Raw genomic sequence first — 23,048 nt, 5'->3', positions numbered from 1 at the left:
ATTTGATTTAAGTAAAACATATCTAACCAAATTTTCTCGGTTTATGCAACATACATTAGATCAGGTGAAACTAAGTGCTTCGGAAACGTTGCAAACTTTGGTAGAAAACAGAACATCCTATACCCTGGAGCGGTGCGAATTGAATGTTTTTGAAACCTATACCCAATCGTACAAGGTACCGCTTACTTTTAACGATTTTGTTATTACCAGTATGCTGAGGGGTAAAAAAGTAATGCATTTATTCGATAAAAAAGGTTTTGATTACTTTCCCGGTCAAACCGTGATTGTTCCGCCTGCCGTTACCATGGAAATAGATTTTCCTGAAGCCACAAACATTAATCCTACCCAATGTATTGCCCTTGCGATTGATCAGGAACAGATTCAGAAAACAATTGTTTATTTGAACGAATTTTTTCCAAAAGATGGAAGTAACGAAAAGTGGTTGCTTAATTATGATGAATACCATTTTTATAACAACGAAGAAATTGCATACCTCATTAATAAAGTAATCAGAATCTGTTCCGAACGGACAAAAGAGAAGGATGTTTTGGCAGATTTAACTTTAAAAGAACTGTTGGTACGCATTATGCAAACTCAAAACCTTAAAACCATTAGCGATGAAGGTTATAACCTGAATCAAAATCCATTGGCTTTTGTGTTGAATTATATTAAAACAAACCTCAGTGAGAAAATTAGTATCAACAGTTTGAGTGATAAGGCCTGCATGAGCAAAGCTACTTTTTACAGGCTGTTTAAGCGGGAATTGGGAATCAGTCCAAACGATTTTATTTTAACAGAAAAAATTAATAAAGCAAAAATTTTACTCGCACAGCCTGGCACAAAAGTCGCGTCGATTAGTTATGAGCTGGGTTTTGGTGATGCTAATTATTTCATCAGGGCTTTTAAAAAGGTAGTAGGCATTACCCCCGGAGCTTATCAGCTTCAGATTGCTAAACAATTGATTCACTAATTTTCCAGGTACCGTTTGGAGTAAGTAATTCCCATTAAATCGTAGCGTTTAAACTGTGTTTTCAACCTTTTTTGAAAATCCGGATAATTCCGTTTTCCTTTTGGACTCCACAAAATTTCGCTCAAGGCATCTAATCTTGGGAATAATAAATACTGAACCTTTTCCCGGCTGGTAATGTATTCGCTCCACAAACAGCCTTGTCCGCCCCAAATATATGTAGCCTGTTCTGCCGTGAGTTCAGCAGGTACAGGTTCATAATTGTACACATCAATTAATGGCGAAAATTTATTTGCTGTAAGGCTATCTTCTTTTACAAATTGAGCGTGATTGAAATACATTTTATCTTCGGGCGTCATAATGGCTTTGTGTTTCTGCTTGGCCGCATCAACACCACCTTTTTCCCCCTGCCAGCTCATTACGATTGCATTTGGTGCCAATCCTCCCTGTAAAATTTCGTTCCAGCCAATAATCGTTTTACCTTTACTGTTTACAAATTTTTCCATTCGACGGATAAAATAACTCTGAAGTTCGCTTTCATTTTTTAAACCGTTTGCGCTCATTATTTCCTGAGAAGCGGCAGATTGTTTCCACCATATTTTAGAAGCTTCATCTCCACCAAGGTGAATGTATTGCGAGGGGAATAAAGCCATTACTTCTGTTAATACATTTTCCAGAAATTTAAAAGTGGTATCCGATGCCTGAAGTACATTATTGTATTTATTCATCATTCCCCAGGTTTGGGCAACTTCATACTTCTTATTTGGTTCGGTACCTAATTCAGGGTAAGCAGCCAATAAAGCCATACTGTGCGCTGGCATTTCAATTTCAGGTATAATCGTGATGTAGCGTTTGGCAGCGTAATCAATCACATCCTTAATCTCGTCCTGGGTGTAAAATCCACCGTGTTTAATACCATCAGTTTTGAGTACCGCATCATTTGGTGTAATCTTCACTGTTTTTGGCAATACCTGATATTTTATATTCTCGTTTCCTTTTCCAGGCCATAAGCCAATAATACTTCCATCTCGCCAGGCACCAATCTCGGTAAGTTTTGGGTATTTTTTAATTTCAATCCGCCAGCCATGGTCATCAGTTAAATGCCAATGGAAATAATTCATTTTATGTAATGCTAAATAATCGATGTACTGTTTTACAAAATCTACAGCAAAAAAATGGCGACTAACATCGAGGTGCATGCCACGGTAACCAAAGCGGGGATAATCGATAATATCTACTGAAGGAATACTGATTTCTTTATCAGCATTTGTTGGTAATAACTGTATAATGGTTTGAACTGCGTAAAACAAACCCTGTGGAGAAGAAGCACCTGCATTAACTGTGGAAGATAATACAGATACAAAGTATTTATCGGAGTTTTTATACAATTGATCTGAAATAATGAGATTAATGGCATTTCCCTTAGTTCCCACTAGATTATTACTTACTTCTAAGTTAAGATTATAATGATTGGCAATATAATTTTTAAGAAAGATAGCAGCGTTCACCGCTGTAGAATCCAATATTCTGATCGTGGTACTATTGTTAATTTTGAATTTATCTGACGGAAAAGCTCCAGGCCTTAGTTCTACGGGTTGGGGAATTATATTCACTTCCTGTGCAGAAAGTTTAAACGAAATAATTGATAAAAACAAAAAGATAAATTTCTTCATTACAAGGGATTTTCCTTTTCAAAAATAATAATTATAGACGGATGAAAGGAAAAGGTTTGGTAGAACGAACTACTATGTTACATAAACCCGATAGGATGAATGCCGTTTTTCACGGCAGAAAGTATAGCGGGGCTGTATTTACCGATGAGCACTAGCTTTCATTTTCTAATTATTATTATTTATCATATCAGGATTTAAGAAAATATAAGCTCCTGCTTTGTTCTCAATTGCATTAATGAGATTGCTTCGGCAGCTGAAAAGCCTTCCTGTATCCGGTAGCTATCGGATGATTATTCATAGGAGGAAGTCCGTGCGTGCTGTGTTTCCGTGGCAAAAGCATGATCAAAAAAAAATCCCGATAACTTTCGCTATCGGGATTAATATAATCAGTTAAAAAGAACTAGCCTTTTTTAGCTTTGCTTTCTTCGCCTTCTAATTGCGATTTCAATTGAGCCAATACGTCTAAGTCTCCTAAAGTAGATTTCTCTACAGAATCTTTAACTTTTTTAACCGCAGTTACAGCAGCTTTAGCTTCTTTTTTCTTAGCATTTCTTTCTTCTGCTACAGCTTCAGCTTTAACCTCTTCCCAAATACGGGCGTGAGATACTACAATGCGTTTTGCTTCTTTGTTAAATTCAATGATTTTGAAGTCATTGGTTTCTTCAGCTTTAACTGAAGTACCATCTTCTTTAACCATGTGTTTAGTTGGTACGAAACCTTCTACACCATATGGTAAAGCAATAACAGCACCTTTATCAGTTACTTTAACAACAGTACCTTGGTGAACCGAATCTAAAGTGAAGATCGTTTCGAAAGTATCCCAAGGGTTTTCTTCCAATTGTTTGTGACCTAAGCTTAATTTACGGTTATCAACATCAAGTTCTAAAACAACAACATCTAATACATCACCAACTTTAGTGAATTCGTTAGGGTGGTTTACTTTTTTAGACCATGATAAATCAGAGATGTGGATTAAACCATCAATACCTTCTTCGATTTCAACAAAAACACCGAAGTTAGTCATGTTTTTAACAGTTGCTTTGTGCTTGCTTCCAACTGGGAATTTAGCAGCAACTTCTTGCCATGGATCGTTAGATAATTGTTTAATACCCAAGCTCATTTTGCGCTCGTCTCTATCTAAAGTTAAAACTTCAGCTTCGATCTCATCACCAACTTTTAAGAATTCTTGTGGATTTCTTAAGTTTTGCGACCAGCTCATTTCAGAAACGTGGATTAAACCTTCAACACCTGGGATGATTTCTAAGAAAGCACCGTAATCTGCAACTGTTACGATTTTTCCTTTTACTTTAGAACCAACTTGAATGTCGGTGCTTAAGTTCTCCCAAGGGTGTGGAGTTAATTGTTTTAAGCCTAAAGCGATACGTTTTTTCTCATCATCGAAATCTAAAACAACAACGTTGATTTTCTCATCTAATGATAATACTTCTTTTGGATGCTCTATGCGGCCCCAAGAAATATCAGTAATGTGAAGTAAACCGTCAACACCACCTAAATCGATGAACACACCGAAATCAGTAATGTTTTTAACAGTACCTTCAAGTACCTGACCTTTTTCTAATTTAGAAACGATCTCTACTTTTTGGCTTTCTAAATCGTCTTCGATTAACACTTTATGAGAAACAACTACGTTTTTAAACTCATGGTTAATTTTAACAACTTTAAATTCCATTGTTTTACCCACGTATACATCGTAATCGCGGATAGGTTTAATATCAATTTGAGATCCTGGTAAGAAAGCTTCAACGCCCATGATATCAACAATTAAACCACCTTTAGTACGGCTCTTAACGAAACCGTTGATGATTCTATCATTTTCAAGAGCCTCGTTAATCGCTTCCCATGATCTTTGGGTTTTTGCTCTTTTGCGAGAAAGGATCAATTGACCGTTAGCATCTTCTGGTGCTTCAACGAAAACGTCAACTGAATCGCCGATTTTAAGATCTGGTGTATCACGGAATTCTGAAGTAGAAACTAAACCGTCTGATTTAAAACCTACGTTTAATACTACATCTTTGTTGTTGATTGAAACAACAATACCACTGATAATTTCACCTTTAGTGATCTGATTGAATGTTCCAGCATACATATCTTCAAACTTTTTACGGTCTGCATCATTGTAATTACCGAAAACTTTTTCATCTGCATCCCAATCGAAATCTTCCGATGGTGTAGCCAATGATGATTTGATCGATTCGATCGAAACTGAATCAGCTTCTGATTCAATAGTTTCTTTTTCAGTTAGGCGTCCGCCTTCTCCCTGAAGTTCAGCTGTTTTTGCTGCTAATTCTTTTTCTGCTACTTGTTTTTTAGCCATTAATTAATTTTCTCCTTTTTTCCCTATTTAGGGACTGCAAAGGTAAAAATATTTTAATTAATAGGAAAGATTTTTTTAATAAATCTTGCTGATTTTTAGCGCTTTATAATTCTCCTCTCATGGAGGGGTGCCTCACAGGCAGGGTGGTCTTTTTCTTTTGCACGGTCTTTATGATGAAAAATGAATGCTTTTTAGCAAAAATTCGCGTTTTTTCATACTATTTTGAAAATGGCCAATAACAAAATTATTGGCTACCTGGCAAGCGTCTCCATGGGACGGCTCGTTGCTTAACAATAAAGGTTGGAATCAAAAAAGATTAATTATTAAAATCAAAATAAGTGACACATTTGAAGGAAATAAATCCACTCATATGCTTGTTGTACACTACGTTCAAACTCCAGATTAATAAATCAATCTTCTATTTTTTCGTAAACGTACCTCTTGTAAAACCTTCGCCTATTAACGTTTTTTCATCTCTGATTAAGAGCATAATCGTATTTTGCTGATCATACAATTTAATCATATCACCATCAATTACATATTTGGATGTGAATATCGAATCCTTATAAGCATCGGCTACAGTTACCGAATCTTTAGATTTAAAATCAAAGGTTTTATATTGTATATCTTCATTGCTCGCAAATGTGCCAGAAACTACCTTTTTTTGGATAAAAGTAATGTAGCAGAAATACCCGGTAACAAGAATAATTACCACCGAGAAACCAATCAGGGCCTTATTGCCACTCGCATATTTAATCGAGAAATATAAAATGGCAATCAGAATTAAGGCCACTATAACAAAAAAAACAACGTTTGTATAATCTTTATTTTCGTGTGGTACCGATGCAGCAACAGTTCCTTTATTTGCAGCAGGCTTATTTATTGGCGAAATCCGTACTAAAAATTCTTTACTCACCCAGCCTTCACCATTGGTCACTTTTATTTTATAGAAACTTGCATCTGATGAATCGATAACAGCTACATTTTCATTTTTCGGCAGGTGTCCAACAATTTTACTTTTGGCATCAGCTTTTTCTCTAACCCGCAAATCATCAGTAGTAGTGCGGTACATGTCAACATTTGTTGCTGCCTGGGCGGTGGTACTGGGTTGAGCAGCACTTGGTTGCACTGCATTAGGTTGCGTGGCGGCTGGTTTAGCCACAGGAGCAATTTTTTCAACGAAATCTTTGCTCACCCATCCCTCTTTGTTCTTAAACTTTACTTTATAGAATTTGGCATTGCTGGCATCTGTAACCGTTATATTTTCGCTTTGAGCAATATTACCAATAACTTTGCTTTCCGGATCGCTTGATGCCCTAACGCGTAGTTTATCTGCTTTTACACGGTAAATATCCTGCGCATTTAAAGTGATCGAAAAAGTAATGAAGGCAATAAGAATAAATAAGATTCTGGTCATGTTGTTTTTTTATAGATGCTTTAACAGAGCGTTAACTGCAAAAAAAGCATCAATGTTAAGATGCCTGGCGAGCCATTATTATGCCAAAAATAGAAATTCTTTTAGTAAAGCTTCCAGAAGATTTAAAAGATTTTTCAGTTTGCCGGTTAAACAACAATAAAAACTTATCCTAAAATAGCTGCAAAAACTATTTTCTTTTGATTACGTATAGTCCATTTGCACCACGATCGCCAATATTTGTTCCATAAGAAAGGATAATAAAGGCAACCTCCGATTTATTTTCAAATGCTTTTGGTACCTTATATAAATCCACACTAATTATTGGTTCGGTAAAAAAACCAACGTTTTTTATTGCAATTTCCTTAAAGCAAATTTCTTCATTCTTATGTTTTAATGTGAGGTAAGCATCTCCACCCCAGGTTTGGGGCAAGCCGCTGTAAGGCGCCCGGCCTTGCAAACGTTCCTTTTTAAAATATTTTAGCACAACCGGATTTGTATTGTCCTTCCAATTGTAACTGAGTTTTTCCTCATTATTGCGGTTTTTATAGCTCAACAATGAGTATTTTCCATCAATACTGCTTTTTAAAGGAATAAATCTATTGCCTTTAACCGGAAAACCTTTAAAATCCAACTCGTTATCTGATCCCGTATCCTGGTAAATTCTATTATCATTCTTTTGAGTATTCATGGCCATCCATCCATCGGATGTTTTAAAGTAGAAGGTTAAATAATCCCAATCTTTACCGGGTTTATACGTAACCGCTAAAGCATTTTTGTAATTACGCTCAAAATTTTCTTCCCAGGCGTTCCCTTCCATTTTAAAATCTTTGTTTAAAAAATTGATAAAAGGTTGCTTGCTTTTGTTGCCAGAGGTATACCAATCAATAAAATAGTTTGCCCCAAAAACAACACCCTCATTGCGGAAAGTATGTATCGCAGTGGTATCGTTAATTAAAGAGTCCGTTACATTCCCCTTTGCATCAAGTTTATGGTAAACTTCAAAATCCTGGTTTACATGAGCGGTGGTGATGATAAAACCATCGGTTTTGGTATCATAATCAATATTTGCAGGATCAAAAAACAGGTATTCAACTTCGAAATTTGCTGATCCAGCACGATTGTTTAAATATGGATAATTTTTAAGTGCATTTGGGAATAAGATATTCGATAATGATATATTAATGGCTGTAAATTTAATAAGGTAAACTATTAATAATGTGGACAATACAGATAAAAAAATCAACATCCTTTTCTTTGTCATAAAATTAGTTTACCAGCTACCCCCGGTACCACCGCCACTGCTGCTGCCACCGCCCCAGCTACTGCTAGAGGATGAAGATGATGAACTGCCGCCTGATGATGAGCTTGATGAAGAACTGGATTCCACCAGCATCGCAAGAGTGATCCATTTAATAAATTCTGTTTTTTTACAGAAACTGCATTCATTAATCAGTTTTGCCTGTCCGTCGTGGCTATATGTAGCTTGCTTAACCGTTACCTGTTTATTTAATTTATAAGTTCTAAAAGTACACTCAGGGCATTCTATATAGCTACTGTATTTTTCTGCCGGCCAGGCTTTAATGATGTGTTCTTTATGGTCGGCACTTTCCCATATATCATAATCGTAAGCTAAAACAACTTCTTCTTTTCGTTGTCCTTCAGTTAAAAATGGTTTGCCTTCAATATTAATATCACGGTCAATACGCGTCATCGGATTGTTTTTACTGTCCATAACCGGTTTAAAACGATCAACTGTTTTGGCGCGTTTTATGAAATGGATTATAATAGCAAAGAGAATAATTGGCGAAAAAAGTATTAACCACCAGTTTTTCTTATGGAAAACCAAAACAGAATCGAAGAAATTTTTATCATCCTGATGAGCTTTCCGCAGGGCAGAAATGCAGAAGAGATACCTGAAAAAAAGACCGATGGCTAAAACGGCGAATAAGATATAAGGTATATGTGCACCCCTTATGTTGCTGAAAATATTGAAAGAGCCTGAAAAAACAAAGATAAATACCGAAACAAATACAATAAATATAATTACTCCACAGCCTTTTGCTATGGTAGTATCCCTACTGTTATTCTTGTCAAAACCTTCTATATATAAACCGTTTTTACCTTGCCTGTTTAAAATTTTAAATACACCAAAAAAGGCCAGTATAATGGCAATTGATGGCAGCCACCAAATATTTAGCGCATTGCTACCATCTCGCTGGGTAAAAAACTGGTTTAGTTCCGATTTATTTTCTGGATTTAAAATAATTTCACCAGTTGCATTAATGGTGTTCGTAATACCGGTACTGAAATCATTTTTCCTAAAAGCTGGCAGGAGCTGCTGCTCGGCAATGTGTTTGAGCTTTACATCGGGCAATACGCCTTCAATTCCAGTACCGGTAATGAAACGGTATTTTTTCCTGTCTTTGGCAATAAAAAGGAGTAAGCCATTGTTACTGGTTTTGGAGCCAATGCCCCAGGTTTTAAACAGCTCATATGCAAAATCAAAGTCTTCTTTATCAGGGTCAAAATCGTTAACAATAACCACCGCCACCTGAACATTGGTTTCTTGTTCAAAGTGGGCGATAGTGCTGTTTAACGAAGAAATTGCACCTTCATCCAAAATTTTATCAGGATCGCTTACATAACCGCCGCCATTTTTCTTGGGATCAGGAATATCTGCAACCTTATAAGCGGTTTGAGCAAAAGAAATATTAACAGCAAAAAGGAAAAATAATAAGGAAAGCGATTTAAATAGATGAAATTTGAGCATCGTACAAATTTAGGTGTAAGCTTTTACATCATCTTTTAACAGCTAAGTGCGAATATGGTTTACTCTTTTAAGATTTTTGCCAAAATCTTGTCCAGTTTAGCTTTATCTTTCATATAAGCTTCCAAATCGTAAAGCTGCACCGTTTTAAACTCTATCGGATGGCTTTCGCTTTGTAATGAAATATAACCTGAAGTTAATGGTTTTCCATCTATTTTAACCTTCGGATCAAAATTGGAAACGCTACCGCCACCAATTTGAGGCTTTGTATACTCCAACACCACTTCACCTGCTATAATGTGTTTTATTACCGAATCGCCTAAAACTAAAAATTCTGCAGTTACCCATTGGTCGCCAGCGTATGTTTTAGATTTTGAATCTAAACAGTGGGGGGTAAACAATTTGCCATTGTAATTAATTAAGGTGCCTGGTGTACATACATTGTTGGTATGGCGTTCATGTTCACCATCACCGCCAAGAATTTGACCTTCAATAGAAATCGGGAAATCCTGATTTTTTAACATGGTTGCCGGATCCTGACAATGCAACATCGCACCGCTATTTCTTGTGGCCCAACCTTCGCCACCTTTAGCCTGATCGCCAACAAAACGGTATGTAACTTTTAAAAGGTAGGCAGAAAAAGGCTTTTTATAGAAAATATGGCCGTATTGCTGGTCAAATTCCGAGTATCCGTCGTAACTTACTTTCATTACTCCGTTTTCTACCCGAAAAGTATTGGCATAATTCTCTTTGTAGTCGTGTTTTGCAATTTTAATGTTCCAATCTTTGAGATCTTTTCCATTAAAAAGATTGATCCAGCCTTTTTGGGCACTGGCGTTTGAGATTATTAGGGATAAAAATAATACTGAAAGGTAAATTGATTTTAATTTCATGGTTAGCATTTGGGTTAGGTGCTAAAAGTATGAAATTTTTTCGTTTCAGGAAACAAGAGTGAGTTAGAGATTAAAGCGTATGTAGTCCAATGTTGATAGTTTATCCTTGGAGCATACAGATCAAAAACAGGTTTTCAGTTGACAATTTACAAAAGGCAATTTTTAATTAACCAATTACAACAGTTAACCAAAACTTAATGAGCTAAAAAAGGCTGAACTCTTTCCAATGCGAATGCCAGTTGTTCTTCTTGTGTAAGATCAGTATTATCTAAAATAACCGCATCATCTGCCCTAACCAAAGGACTTTCCTTTCTGGTGGTATCAGCGTAATCGCGGTGTGCAAGATTTTCAAAAACTTCTTCCAAAGTGGTTTTATTATTGCCTTTACTTTCAAGTTCCTTAAATCTTCGTTCGGCCCTTATTTTTGGATCAGCCGTCATAAAGAATTTTACAGGCGCATCCGGGAAAACGGTTGTGCCGATATCGCGACCGTCCATTACTATGTTTTTTGATTTGCCCATGCGCTGTTGTTGTTTAACCATCTCATGGCGTACAATTTTATGTGCAGAAACCTCACTTACATTTTCTGAAACAGGCATTAAACGGATTTCATCAGAAACTTCTTCGCCGTTTAGGGTAATGTGCGATTCGTAATCGCGTGAGTGAAAATTCAATTCGATGTGCTGTAATGCATCTACAACTTTGGCATCATCGGTAACATCAATGTTGTTTCTTAAAAAATATAGCGTAACGGCACGGTACATTGCCCCGCTATCTACATAGATGAAGCCTAATTTTTTTGCTAATGCCTTTGCTAATGTGCTTTTTCCGCAAGATGAGTAGCCATCAATTGCGATTACAAGGTTTTTCTTCATCGTAGCGCAAAGGTAAAAAATAGAAACAGAATGCTCAATTTTTAGCACTATAAAGATAAAATCTGATAAAATTTTTAATAAATAAATGGTTTGGCAGCTGATAATTAATTAAATAAAATACAAAATTGTAAGTTGAGGTGATTAGGGAAGGGACGAAATTTGTTTCAAATTCCTATTTTTGGTACATGTTACCTACAAGAGATGAAATTTTACGGTCTGTTACTTTCAAAACTTCCAGAAGCGGGGGGAAAGGTGGGCAGAATGTAAATAAGGTATCGAGCAAGGTAGAACTGATCTTTGATATTAATGCCAATGAAAGTTTAAGTGATAACGAGAAAACTCTTTTAAAAGAAAAATTATCGAATCGCCTGGATAGTGAAGGCCTGTTGCATATTGTTTCGCAGGAGGATAGGAGCCAGCTTTTAAATAAAGAGAAAACGATTGCTAAATTGATCGATTTGTTAAAACGGTCACTTATTGTACAGAAAAAGAGAAAACCAACTAAAATTCCTAAAGGAGTTATCGAAAAGAGGTTGAAAAATAAAGCCTCCACAGCAGAAAAGAAAAAAAACCGGAAAATAACTGATTTTTGAAATAAAATATCAGATGGAAATATTTGCCATTACATTTATATAGTTGTTCTTAGTAAAGTCACCTTGAATTTATTTCAGGGCCTTTAACGCAGGAGAGATGATGATCCCCAATCTTCGGGTCAACATGGCAATCGCGGCTGGTAATAAGCTTAGCAATGAATGCCAAACAATATAGGAATTCTAAGTCTTCCCAAACCTGTAGTACAAGCTTAAGCCACCGTAATTCTGTGCCTTAGCTACACTTTTTACTTCTTTAGTTTTAAAAATTACATTAAAATCAGCTGTAAACCTTTTCGAACTATAATTTACACCAAATTGCTGCTCAAAAACAATCGGTTTAACACCAAAGGTAACCGGGCTATTGTTGTTAAAAAGACTGCCCTGAATCGTGGCATCATAAGCTACAAAATTAAGCTGTGGTTTTATATAAAAGAAAAATTCTGAATTGTGTAAGCTTTTCGTTTTGGCATTTCCGATTACTGCATTATGATATGCGCTATTGAATAATTGGTTTACCTTACCAATTCTGAATAAAAGCGATGTTCCCAAGCCAGAAAATGTTGTACCCAAATTGGCATAACCCTGGGCGCTGATATCCACAATCGGATCTTCCGGCCTGAAAAGCAATTTACTATAATTTGCAGCAAGATTTATGGCCAATTCATTTTTAATCTGATAATCCCAACCTGCGGGCGTATAAAAACCAACTGTTTTATGTAAAAAACGTTGTGCTGTTTGAGCGAGCGAATTAGGCCCAACCGTTCCTAATTCTACACTGGTTTTTAAAACACTTTCGTTTTTGTAAAAAATAGAATAAGCACCGCCAGCATACAGATAACCTGCAAAAGGTCGGTCTTGATCTTCCTTGTTTGCTACCATGCCCCAATAAGGCGTATACATTTTCTGGCCCGCAGAAATTTCATAAGTCTTTTTCTCAATTTTATCCGATAGTTTTTCGGTATTTATCGCATGGCGGAAGTAAATAAACAACCCATTTGTATAATAGCGATCGTTTAACGTAGCCAGATAAGCATCGTTTTCGGTTTTAAAACCAAATTCGTTTTTAAACGACTGCGCAAAACTGGTTGAAGCAACCAAACAAAAAACTATGGCAAATAAAAATGATTTCATAAAAAAGCCCGGGCAATTACCCAGGCTATAAAAGTATTTATTGTTATTGGATTTTTGATGATAATCCAAAAGAATTACAATTTAGTTAACAATTGGCGCAATTTTAACGCTCAAATCCAATGGTTTTTTAACCTTGTTTTTGGTTAAGGCTAACTCAATTACCTCACTCATTTCGGTTACATAATGGAATTTTAAATCCTTGATGTAACTTTCTTTAATTTCCAAAATATCTTTGCGGTTGCTTTTGCAAAGAATAATCTCTTTAATATTAGCACGCTTGGCAGCAAGTATTTTTTCTTTTATTCCGCCCACAGGAAGCACCTTTCCCCGTAAGGTAATTTCTCCCGTCATGGCCAGGTGTTGTTTAACTTTACGTTGTGTAAATGCAGAAGTTAATGCGGTAAGCATAGTTACTCCAGCCGATGGACCATCTTTTGGTGTAGCACCTGCAGGCACGTGAACGTGAACATCCCAATTGTCAAACAATGAATAATCGATGTCGAATTCTGAAGCATGCGCTCGTAAATAGGCCAGGGCAATAACCGCCGATTCTTTCATTACATCGCCAAGGTTACCCGTTAGCGTTAATTTTCCTTTACCCGGACTTAAACTCGATTCGATAAATAAAATGTCACCGCCAACGCTTGTCCAGGCTAAACCCGTAACAACACCAGCCACTTCGTTACCTTCATATAAATCTTTATCGTAAATCGGTGCGCCTAAAATACGTTCAACATCATCATTGCTTAAGTTGGCATCATAGGTTTCTTCCATGGCAATTTTTGTAGCAACACCACGCACCAATGAACCTATTTTTTTCTCTAAGCCACGAACCCCCGATTCTCTGGTATAATCTTCGATCACTTTCTCAATCAATGCAGTTTTTAAGCTGATATCTTTCGTTTGTAAACCATGATTTTCCTTCTGTTTTGGCAAAAGGTATTTTTTGGCAATTTCTATTTTTTCTTCAATGGTATAGCCGTTTACCTCAATAATTTCCATACGATCCAACAAAGCAGGTTGTATGGTACTTAAAGAGTTCGCGGTTGCAATGAACAAAATATTTGATAAATCGTAATCTACCTCTACATAATGATCGTAGAAAGCATTGTTCTGTTCAGGATCTAAAACCTCAAGCAAAGCTGATGATGGATCGCCACGGTGGTCAGTTCCTACTTTATCAATCTCATCCAATACAAAAACAGGATTATCTGCACCGGCTTTTTTAATGGAAGAAATAATACGGCCTGGCATAGCACCAATATAAGTTTTACGGTGACCGCGAATTTCTGCCTCATCGCGGATGCCACCTAAAGCCATACGCACATATTTACGGCCCAATGCCTTTGCAATTGACTTTCCTAATGAAGTTTTACCAACTCCCGGAGGGCCAACCAAACATAAAATTGGCGCTTTCATATTGCGCTTTAATTTTAATACAGCCAGGTATTCGATAATGCGCTGCTTAACTTTTTCTAAACCGAAATGATCTTTATCTAAAATCCGCTGTGCTCTTTTTAGGTCGAAATTATCTTTGGTAAATTCACTCCAGGGCAAATCCAAAAGTAACTCCAGGTAATTTAACTGTACCGAATAATCAGGTGCAGCCGGATTCATTCTGCCCAGCTTATCAAGTTCTTTATCAAAATGATCTGCAACAGTTTGGGCCCATTTTTTCTTTTTGGCTTTTTCCTGTAAAGCATCAAATTCTAAATCGGCAGAATTGCCACCAAGTTCTTCCTGAATGGTTTTTAATTGCTGATTTAGGAAATAATCACGTTGTTGCTTATCTAAATCAGTACGTACTTTCGATTGAATCTGATTTCTCAATTCGAGCATCTGCAATTCAACCATCAAAAGTTCCATTACCTTTTGTGCCCTTTCCTGCAATTTATCCATTTCCAGGATTTTTTGCTTATCGGACATTTCGGCATTCATGTTTGACGAAATGAAATTAATCAGAAACGAATTGCTCTCTATGTTTTTAAGTGCAATACTGGCTTCACTCGGTATATTTGGAGAAAGCTGTATAATCTGGGCTGACATTTCGCGGATAGATGCAATCAGCGTTTTAAACTCTTTATCTGCTTTATGTTTCTGCTCTTCGAATTTTTTTACAACCGCTTTAATGTAAGGCTCGTTCTGCACTTCTTCAATCAGGCTGAAACGTTGCTTACCCTGGATAATTACCGTAGTATTACCATCAGGCATTTGCAAAAGCTTGATGATGTTTGCAACCGTACCAACAGTGTTAAGTTGCTCAAAAGTAGGGTCTTCGATAGAAACATCCTTCTGAGAAACAACCCCGATGATTTTATTTCCTTTGTAAGCTTCTTTAATTAATTTAATTGATTTATCTCTTCCAACTGTGATGGGAATCACCACACCTGGAAATAAAACTGTGTTTCGCAAAGGCAATATCGCCAATGTATCCGGTGTTTCCTCATTGTTCATTTCCTCCTCGTCTTGTTGAGACATTAAAGGGAAAAATTCGGTATCCTCATTTATAATTGGCATTGCTGTATGGAAATCAAATATATCTTGTTTACTCATTATCACATTTTCCGCTAACGACAAACTGGCAGTTTAATCGTATTCACTTTGTTTAATTTTGGTATTAAGTTAATAAATTCAACTCTTGTGCCAAACTGAAAATAACATTAATCTTATGTTAAAAAGGCAGAGTAACATAAATATTTCAGCCACTATCATATAAAGCATATTTTAGCGTTTAAGCTAATGTTTAGGACAGTTGGTTTTAAATGAAAGATAATTAAAAACTTTTAAATTATCAGAATAGGATTATATTGCAAAAAATTTCTCCTATAAAATTACGTTAGGCGTTTGATTTGTTAAACTTATTACTCATACATGAACTATTTTAAAAAGGCTATTTTAGGATTAATTATTTTTTCATCAACCAGTAGTTTTGCCCAAAGCAGTTACGAAAGAAGTATGCAGGCCATGATGAAAGGTGATTATAAAACTGCCGCCGCTCAATTAGAAAAAGCCGATACCAAAACACCTGATAATGCCAACGTATTAAAAATGCTTGGTTATTCTTATTTTCAGAACCATGAGTATGAGAAATGCATTGCAACTTATAGCCGCTTATTAACCATAAAGCCTACCGAAGTTACTGCCTACTATTACCGGGGGATAGCAAGGTTGAAAATAGCCAATGATCCTAAAGAATCATTAAATACCATGCGCGAAAATTTTTACCTGGCTTCACTTAAAGATTTTACCAAAGCCATCGAAATAAATGGTGATGAAGATGCCCAGATGTTTCAAAACCGTGGATTAGCCTACAAAGATTACGCAATTTTTAAATCTTTTAAGGCAAAGAAAAAGGACGAAAAGGCTGCTTGCGTAGCTTTATTTAATAACTCTATAGTCGATTTTCAAAAGGTATTAACGTTGCAACCGCTAAGAAAAGATATTATTGACTGGGTAACATATGATAAAGCGCAAATTGCGAGTTTAAAATAGAATAATATTTAAAAAGAAAAGGGGACTTGAATATTTTCGAGTCCCCTTTTTTTATTTTAATTTACCAACTATCGAATATTTTTTCTCATTTAACAACCTGATTTTCTGCTGCTTTTTGATCGAATACAAACTATCCGGGAAATAAGTTAAAGTATCCAGCGATCGGTATAAGATATTTTTATTATCGACGATGATCTCTATTTTATCGGCTTTCTCACCTTTCCATGTTATAGAAACCTTTTTGATCGGGATTTTTTTATTATCGGAAATATAACTATCTACTCCGTTTTGTTCTTTTATTTTAAAACTTCCTTTCCACGAGGTTTTATTAATGTCGGCATTAACAAATATGGCCAGCTCTTTTGTCCAGTTGGCTATTTTGGCTATTTTATTTTCTGCCGCGCCATTTATGCTAACCGTTTTGTTTACCTCAGGATTTAACTTTTGAAGGCGGTTAATTTCCTTTTCGAAATATCCTTTAACATCAAAATACAATAAATCAGTATTTGCTTCGGCTTCTTTCCGCTGGTTGCAGGAAAACAAGGCCAAAGCAAATACCAGAAAATACAGTTTCTTAACCATTATACTAAAACATTTCCTGTCATTTCTTCTGGAATGGCAACACCTAATATTTTTAAAACAGTAGGGGCAATGTCGCCTAGCTTTCCATCAGCAATGGTTTTATAATCTTTATCGATTAAAATACATGGAACAAGATTGGTGGTGTGTGCAGTATTTGCAGATCCATCTCCGTTAACCATAAACTCCGAATTACCATGATCGGCTAAAAGAATAAATGAATAACCATGAGCTAAACCTGTGTTTACCACAATTTCTGCACATTTATCAGCGGTTTCTACTGCTTTTATTACGGCTTCAAAAACACCTGTATGTCCAACCATATCAGGATTGGCAAAATTTAAGCAGATAAAATCAGCCCAACCAGTTTCCATTTCTCTGGTAATGGCTTCCGTAATTCCTGCTGCGCTCATCTCCGGCTGAAGATCGTAAGTAGCCACTTTTGGGGAAGGAATTAAAAGTCGCTTCTCATTTTTAAATTCAGCTTCCCTTCCTCCTGAGAAAAAGAAAGTTACGTGAGGGTATTTTTCCGTTTCTGCAATGCGGATCTGGTTTTTGTTGTTATTGGCCAATACTTCGCCAATCGTTTGGGTTAAATCATCTTTAGTGAAAATTACATTAACCCTTTCAAAACTTTCGTCGTAAGTAGTCATTGTAACATAATACAACGGTAATTTGTGCATTTGTTGCTCTGGAAAATCCTTTTGAGTTAAGGCTGTTGTTATTTCACGGCCTCTATCAGTACGGAAATTGAAACAGATCACCACATCATCGTTTTGAATAGTGGCTACCGGAGCACCATCAGCTTGCGTTAAAACTATTGGTTTTAAAAATTCGTCGGTTACGCCCTCTGCATACGATTTTTTGATCGCTGCCAAAGCATCCTGAGTTTTCTCACCAACTCCATTAACCATCACATCATAAGCCTGTTTAACGCGTTCCCAGCGGTTATCGCGGTCCATAGCGTAATAACGGCCAACCATAGTTGCTAATTTAGCATTGGTATGCTGAATGTGGTTTTCGAGGTCGGTTATAAAACCCAATCCAGAATTTGGATCAGTATCGCGGCCATCTAAAAATGCGTGTATAAAAGTGTTTGGTACTTGCGCTTCATTAGCGGCATCGCACAAAGCTTTTAAATGTTCAATGTGGGCATGTACGCCACCATTGGAAACCAGGCCTATAAAATGAACAGCTTTATTATTTTGTTTTGCATAATCGAATGCGTTTAACAAAATAGGGTTGGTATGCAATTCTCTGTCGGTAATTGATTTGTTTATTCTTCCAAGCTCCTGGTAAACTACCCGGCCAGCACCTAAATTCATATGCCCAACTTCAGAATTACCCATTTGCCCGGCTGGTAAACCCACTGCTTCACCAGATGCTTCGAGCTTAGAGTTTGGATAGTTTTTTAATAACGAATCGAAAAAAGGAGTATTTGCAGCATAGGCGGCATCGGAATTATCTTGTTTTCCGTAGCCCCAACCATCTAGAATTATTAGCGCGAGTTTTTTATCGTTTACCATCTTTATAGAAAAATTTATTGATCCACATTAAAACATTTTCATGTATAACATGTTTTAGTGTTTTGTTAATATCGCAAATATAGCTTTATTGAAGCTTATACAAATTAAGAAATCCTTTTTTTGATGTGCTAATGGCATAATTTTAGCTAGAGGGTTCTGTATAAAATACAGAAATGATCCGGAGCTTATTTTTATTCATTATCAGTTTATCTTCATTATATGGTCCAACAGTTATCCAGGCTGATATAATTGATGATTTATCCTCGTATTTTAAGTCTGCAAACTCAAAAGAAATAGCCAAAAATTTTGCCTCAACTATCGAACTTATCATTATTGATGAAGAAGATGTATACTCAAAAGCACAGGGTGAACAAATTTTGAGAGATTTTTTTATCAAACACCCCCCAGTTAAAACAAGTATTTTTCATAAAATTAACACCAATCCAAACTACCGCTTTGGTGTAATCATCCTGAGTACCGCAAAGGAAACTTTCAGGATTTCCATCACAATGAAAAAATTCAATACCAGTTTTTCAATTACTGAATTACGGATAGAACCGGCAAAAGATTAATTGTCCCAAAGCCATTATATATTTTACCATCGCTTTGCTTTTTGCCGACTCCCCAAGTTGTAGAGACAATTATATAAACTTCTGAAGTTAACAGCTCACTTTAAAGCTTCAGTAAATTGTCTGCTAATAAATATTTCTTATTTTTGCGGCATAAAATCTACATTTTGGATATTAAGCTTATACATCAGTTCATAAAAAATGCCCTTACCGAAGATGTTGGTGATGGCGATCATACTTCACTTTCAACCATTCCTTCAGGAACACAGGGAAAAGCAAAACTGATCATCAAAGAGGATGGTATTTTAGCCGGAATCGAACTGGCGATTGAGATTTTTAAGGAAGTAGATGCCAATTTGAAAGTTGATGTTTTATTGCATGATGGGGCGGAGGTAAAAGTAGGTGATATTGCATTAACAGTTGAGGGCAGTACCCATGCTATTTTAATTGCCGAACGTTTAGTTTTAAACTGTATGCAGCGCATGAGTGGCATTGCAACAAAAACGCATCGGATTGTTTCATTGCTAAAAACAACTAAAACTAAAATTTTGGATACCCGTAAAACTACCCCAGGACTTCGTTATTTGGAAAAATGGGCGGTTAGAATTGGTGGAGGTGTAAATCACCGCATTGGTTTGTACGATATGATTTTGATTAAGGATAACCATGTAGATTATGCCGGAGGAATTTCGAATGCGATAAATGCGGCTCATCAATATCTGTCAAATGAGAATAAAGTGCTTCAGATTGAAATAGAAGTAAGAAATTTAGAAGAACTGGCTCAGGTTTTGGCTATTGGTGGTGTAGATCGCATTATGTTAGATAATTTTAGCTTTGAAAATTTAAAGGCTGCGGTTTCATTAATCGATGGTAAATTTATTACAGAAGCTTCTGGTGGAATTACAGAAGAAAATGTTGCAGAATATGCCGCTTGTGGTGTTGATTATATTTCGATGGGGGCGCTTACACATTCTGTAAAAAGCCTGGATATGAGTTTAAAAGCATACTAAAGTGAATTGCTATAAAATTAAAAGCTTATTTTTTGTATCATTGTAGGCTATGGTTACGGTTTATTCTCTCAGCGCACTATTAATTGCCTACCTTTTTGGATCTATACCAACAGCTGTATGGCTTGGTCAGGCCTTTTATGGGGTTGATGTAAGAGAATATGGAAGTGGCAATGCCGGTGCAACCAATACTTTTAGGGTATTAGGTAAAAAAGCCGGGATCGCTGTAATGATCATCGATATAGCAAAAGGTTATACCGCAACCAATCTGGCCTATTTTATCGGCATGTCGGTAACCGGACCGCAAAACTCAGTCGTTTTTGTTAATTATCAACTCGCCTTAGGGGTAACCGCAGTAATGGGGCATTTATTCCCTGTTTTTGCAGGTTTTAGGGGAGGAAAAGGTGTGGCTACACTTTTTGGAATGATTTTGGCAGTTAACTTCGAGGCATCTATGCTTTGTGTTCTGGTTTTTGTGGTGGTATTGTTATTAACTAAATACGTTTCATTAAGCTCCATCTGTGCAGGATTTACTTTTCCGCTCAGCGTTGTGTTTTTGTTTCAGGTTTCCATTAAATCTGAAGTATTATACGGGATGGTAGTTTGTGTTCTTATCCTGGTTACCCACCAAAAAAACCTCGAAAGATTGCTGAAAGGCAAAGAATCTAAAGTGTATTTGTTTAGGAAGAAAACTAATTAATTAACAAAACACATTTCACTAAAACATATTTATAGGCTTGCTGTTTAATCATCGGTTTTGCTTATCAGTATTTACTAATCATTTAAAATCGTATTATGAAAAAGTTATTTTTAACAGCAAGTGTTGCTGGGATCTTATTATTTAACTCCTGCTCTACCGTTCCTTTAACAGGGCGCAGCCGGTTTGATTTAGTGAGTAACGATCAGGTTTTGCCGATGGCCTTTCAGGCTTACAGTACGTTTTTAACAGAAAATAAATCAACTGTTTTACCAGCCTCAAATGCACAGGCTTTAAAAGTGAAAACCATTGGAAGCAGGTTAATTACAGCTGTAAAATCTTATATGAACAGCAATAATTATGGTAACCTGATTGCAGATTACCAATGGGAAGTTAATGTTGTTCAAAATAACGAGAAAAACGCATGGTGTATGCCCGGTGGAAAAATTGTAGTTTATACTGGTATTTTACCTGTAACACAGGATGATGCAGGTTTAGCTACCGTAATGGGCCACGAGATTGCTCACGCCATAGCAGGTCACTCAGCAGAACGTATGTCGCAAGAGATGGTTGCACAGGGAGTTGGTGCGGCAGCAGGTGTAGCATTATCTAAAAACCCTAAAACACAGTCTATTTTCAATACGCTTTATGGCGTTGGTACACCGGTTGCAATGCTAAAATTCAGCCGTAATCAGGAGTTGGAAGCAGATCGTTTGGGTTTGATTTTCATGGCTATGGCCGGATATAATCCTCAAAGTGCTACTGCTTTCTGGAATAGAATGTCGGCTGCTTCTGCAGGTGCGCAAAAACCAGCGGAGTTTTTAAGTACGCACCCTAGTGATGCCACGCGTATTGCACAGATTCAAAAATATTTGCCTGAAGCACAACAATATTATAAGAAATAAGGTTAGAAGCCAGAAGGTATAAAGGTGGAAGGTTTTTGCGTCATGCAGAAATTTTCCACCTTTTTGTTTTCGTAATCTTCAAAACGTCCCTAAGCTTCGGGATCAGCATCTTCCTTGCTATAAGATCCTGAAATAAATCCGATAGCTATCGGATTACGATGACGGATTTCTATTCGTTAAGTTGGAGCCAGGCGTTACGATCAGATTATAATCAATTACTTAATAAACCAATCCTGAAATGAACTAACTAGCCAAAACCTTCAAAATTGCACTGGCTTTTAATAAACATTCTTCATATTCTGAAACGGCATCGCTTTGATATGTAATTGCACCACCAACCTGAAAAGATAGGTATTTGCAAGTTGCGTTGTATAAAATACTTCTGATCACAACATTAAAATCGAAATCTCCATCCGGACTGATGCAGCCGAATGAGCCTGAATAAATGCCTCTTTTGGTTACTTCATATTCTTCAATCAGTTTCATGGCTTTAACTTTAGGCGCGCCTGTCATGGAGCCCATTGGAAATGCGTTTTTAATGGCATCTATAGCATTAACCCCGGGATCTAATTCACAGCTGACGGTAGAAATCATCTGGTGTACCTGCGGAAAGCTGTAAATACCAAATAACTCATCCACCATAACAGAACCCTTAACAGCCGATTTCGTAAGGTCATGACGTACCAAATCAACAATCATAACGTTTTCTGCTTGTTCTTTAATACTGTTCCTGAGCTGCATTTTTATATGCTCGTCTTCAATTGGATCTAAGCTTCTTTTTGCGGTACCTTTAATGGGCTGAGAGGTCAATTTTGATCCTCGTTTGCAAAGAAACCTCTCTGGTGTTGCGGATAGAATATATTTATCGTAAACTTTAAAATAGCCAGCAAAAGGGGTGGGGGATAATTGATTTAGTGCCTCAAAAGTTTCAACTGAGTGTATTTCTGCATTTTTAGCAAAAAATTCCTGACAAAAATTAACCTCGTAAATATCGCCCCTAATAATATGATCTCTTAAAGCTTCTACCTTATTAATATATTGATCTTTCGATAATCTTTGTGCAATTGTTATGGCCTTCGCGAGTTTTTTTCCTGGTAAGTTAAAAGTCTCTATTTCTGTTAGTATGGATTGATCTCCAAGCAAAACCTCTGCTTTGCCGTTTTTAAATGCAATTAAATGTTTTGGCACAAAAAAGTAAAGATCAGGAAAATTTAAGTGGTCTGGATTATTAGAATGGACTGCTTCAATCTCATTTTTTAAATCATAGCTAAAGAAACCAAAAACCCATTGTTTATGTTCAGCATAAAAGCTTTTCAACTGCTGAAAGGCATTGCCTGATGTATATTTAAGTTCATGATGTGCATCGGCAGCTAAAATAAAATCATAGGCAGAATAGGCGTCTTTGTAATCATTTGAATCTAAAATGCAGCACACTTCAAATTGGTTGGCCCAATGCAATGCTTTTTGTTTAAAATTAGATATGTTTTGTGTGGTTTTCAAGCTTCGGCAAAGGTAAAAATAGCGTTGATAATTGTAAGAAATTAATTTTTATCTTTTGGAACGGCTTATTGATTTTCTCATGCCAATTTCATTCAGATAGATCGTCATTTCGAGCGGAGTGC

The 23,048-nt window shown here is 36.5% G+C and carries 19 protein-coding genes; 7 read left to right on the top strand and 12 right to left on the bottom strand.

What is annotated here, in order from left to right; all coding sequences use genetic code 11:
- The first annotated feature begins 43 nt into the window (after positions 1-43).
- Complete coding sequence (locus ACZZZW_RS21350) at positions 44-970, top strand: AraC family transcriptional regulator (RefSeq protein ID WP_055906485.1); 927 nt, start codon at positions 44-46, stop codon at positions 968-970.
- On the opposite strand, the gene ACZZZW_RS21345 is transcribed toward ACZZZW_RS21350, so the two are convergent.
- The 7 genes from ACZZZW_RS21345 to cmk all read right to left on the bottom strand — a co-directional run bounded on the left by ACZZZW_RS21345 (position 967) and on the right by cmk (position 10,927).
- On the bottom strand, positions 967-2,640 hold the full coding sequence (locus ACZZZW_RS21345; RefSeq protein WP_463496378.1) for a beta-N-acetylhexosaminidase: 1,674 nt from the start codon (positions 2,638-2,640) through the stop codon (positions 967-969). The two genes, ACZZZW_RS21350 and ACZZZW_RS21345, sit on opposite strands and share 4 nt — an antisense overlap.
- 400 nt (positions 2,641-3,040) lie before the next feature.
- Positions 3,041-4,975 (bottom strand): 30S ribosomal protein S1, encoded by a 1,935-nt coding sequence (rpsA, locus tag ACZZZW_RS21340; RefSeq protein WP_055906480.1) that lies wholly within the window; start codon positions 4,973-4,975, stop codon positions 3,041-3,043.
- 418 nt (positions 4,976-5,393) lie between these two features.
- On the bottom strand, positions 5,394-6,392 hold the full coding sequence (locus tag ACZZZW_RS21335) for an SH3 domain-containing protein (protein ID WP_463496376.1): 999 nt from the start codon (positions 6,390-6,392) through the stop codon (positions 5,394-5,396).
- Positions 6,393-6,579: 187 nt separating this feature from the next.
- Positions 6,580-7,653 (bottom strand): hypothetical protein, encoded by a 1,074-nt coding sequence (locus ACZZZW_RS21330; protein ID WP_463496375.1) that lies wholly within the window; start codon positions 7,651-7,653, stop codon positions 6,580-6,582.
- A gap of 9 nt (positions 7,654-7,662) precedes the next feature.
- Positions 7,663-9,162 carry a TPM domain-containing protein gene (locus ACZZZW_RS21325; protein WP_463496374.1) on the bottom strand — a complete coding sequence of 500 codons (1,500 nt, stop codon included), beginning with the start codon at positions 9,160-9,162 and terminating at the stop codon, positions 7,663-7,665.
- Positions 9,163-9,221: 59 nt separating this feature from the next.
- Positions 9,222-10,052 (bottom strand): 3-keto-disaccharide hydrolase, encoded by an 831-nt coding sequence (locus ACZZZW_RS21320; RefSeq protein WP_463496373.1) that lies wholly within the window; start codon positions 10,050-10,052, stop codon positions 9,222-9,224.
- 194 nt (positions 10,053-10,246) lie between these two features.
- Positions 10,247-10,927, bottom strand: coding sequence for a (d)CMP kinase (cmk, locus tag ACZZZW_RS21315; protein ID WP_055906466.1), 681 nt, complete (start codon positions 10,925-10,927; stop codon positions 10,247-10,249).
- Positions 10,928-11,112: 185 nt separating this feature from the next.
- Here cmk and arfB point away from each other — a divergent pair, with 185 nt between their 5' ends.
- Positions 11,113-11,520, top strand: coding sequence for an alternative ribosome rescue aminoacyl-tRNA hydrolase ArfB (gene arfB / locus ACZZZW_RS21310; protein WP_463496372.1), 408 nt, complete (start codon positions 11,113-11,115; stop codon positions 11,518-11,520).
- A gap of 180 nt (positions 11,521-11,700) precedes the next feature.
- On the opposite strand, the gene ACZZZW_RS21305 is transcribed toward arfB, so the two are convergent.
- Together ACZZZW_RS21305 and lon are read right to left on the bottom strand one after the other, a co-directional pair.
- On the bottom strand, positions 11,701-12,651 hold the full coding sequence (locus ACZZZW_RS21305; protein WP_055906460.1) for a lipid A deacylase LpxR family protein: 951 nt from the start codon (positions 12,649-12,651) through the stop codon (positions 11,701-11,703).
- 81 nt (positions 12,652-12,732) lie between these two features.
- Entirely contained in the window at positions 12,733-15,204 is a 2,472-nt protein-coding gene (gene lon / locus ACZZZW_RS21300) for an endopeptidase La (protein WP_055906457.1), read from the bottom strand.
- Positions 15,205-15,522: 318 nt separating this feature from the next.
- Here lon and ACZZZW_RS21295 point away from each other — a divergent pair, with 318 nt between their 5' ends.
- The gene (locus tag ACZZZW_RS21295) at positions 15,523-16,143 is read left to right on the top strand and encodes a tetratricopeptide repeat protein (RefSeq protein ID WP_055906454.1); all 621 of its coding nucleotides are present in this window, start codon (positions 15,523-15,525) and stop codon (positions 16,141-16,143) included.
- 51 nt (positions 16,144-16,194) lie between these two features.
- Here ACZZZW_RS21295 and ACZZZW_RS21290 read toward each other — a convergent pair whose 3' ends face one another.
- Together ACZZZW_RS21290 and gpmI are read right to left on the bottom strand one after the other, a co-directional pair.
- Positions 16,195-16,725 carry a hypothetical protein gene (locus ACZZZW_RS21290; RefSeq protein ID WP_055906452.1) on the bottom strand — a complete coding sequence of 177 codons (531 nt, stop codon included), beginning with the start codon at positions 16,723-16,725 and terminating at the stop codon, positions 16,195-16,197.
- Positions 16,725-18,248: a 2,3-bisphosphoglycerate-independent phosphoglycerate mutase gene (gene gpmI / locus ACZZZW_RS21285; RefSeq protein ID WP_055906449.1), complete on the bottom strand. Its 1,524-nt coding sequence runs from the start codon at positions 18,246-18,248 to the stop codon at positions 16,725-16,727. The genes ACZZZW_RS21290 and gpmI overlap by 1 nt, the downstream gene beginning before the upstream one ends.
- Before the next feature lie 173 nt (positions 18,249-18,421).
- On the opposite strand from gpmI, the gene ACZZZW_RS21280 reads away from it, so the two are divergent.
- The 4 genes from ACZZZW_RS21280 to ACZZZW_RS21265 all read left to right on the top strand — a co-directional run bounded on the left by ACZZZW_RS21280 (position 18,422) and on the right by ACZZZW_RS21265 (position 21,426).
- Positions 18,422-18,820: a DUF4783 domain-containing protein gene (locus ACZZZW_RS21280; RefSeq protein WP_055906447.1), complete on the top strand. Its 399-nt coding sequence runs from the start codon at positions 18,422-18,424 to the stop codon at positions 18,818-18,820.
- Positions 18,821-18,981: 161 nt separating this feature from the next.
- A complete protein-coding gene (nadC, locus tag ACZZZW_RS21275) occupies positions 18,982-19,827 on the top strand; it encodes a carboxylating nicotinate-nucleotide diphosphorylase (protein ID WP_369800138.1) in 846 nt (281 codons plus the stop codon).
- A gap of 49 nt (positions 19,828-19,876) precedes the next feature.
- Positions 19,877-20,524, top strand: a complete 648-nt coding sequence (plsY, locus tag ACZZZW_RS21270) for a glycerol-3-phosphate 1-O-acyltransferase PlsY (RefSeq protein ID WP_055906441.1) — start codon at positions 19,877-19,879, stop codon at positions 20,522-20,524.
- Positions 20,525-20,619: 95 nt separating this feature from the next.
- Positions 20,620-21,426 carry a M48 family metallopeptidase gene (locus ACZZZW_RS21265; RefSeq protein ID WP_055906438.1) on the top strand — a complete coding sequence of 269 codons (807 nt, stop codon included), beginning with the start codon at positions 20,620-20,622 and terminating at the stop codon, positions 21,424-21,426.
- Between the two features lie 243 nt (positions 21,427-21,669).
- Here ACZZZW_RS21265 and ACZZZW_RS21260 read toward each other — a convergent pair whose 3' ends face one another.
- Entirely contained in the window at positions 21,670-22,926 is a 1,257-nt protein-coding gene (locus tag ACZZZW_RS21260; RefSeq protein ID WP_055906435.1) for an anthranilate synthase component I family protein, read from the bottom strand.
- Between the last annotated feature and the right edge of the window lie 122 nt (positions 22,927-23,048).

It is taken from the genome of Pedobacter sp. AC379 (assembly GCF_979258145.1).
This window is presented reverse-complemented; position numbering and strand designations above follow the sequence as displayed.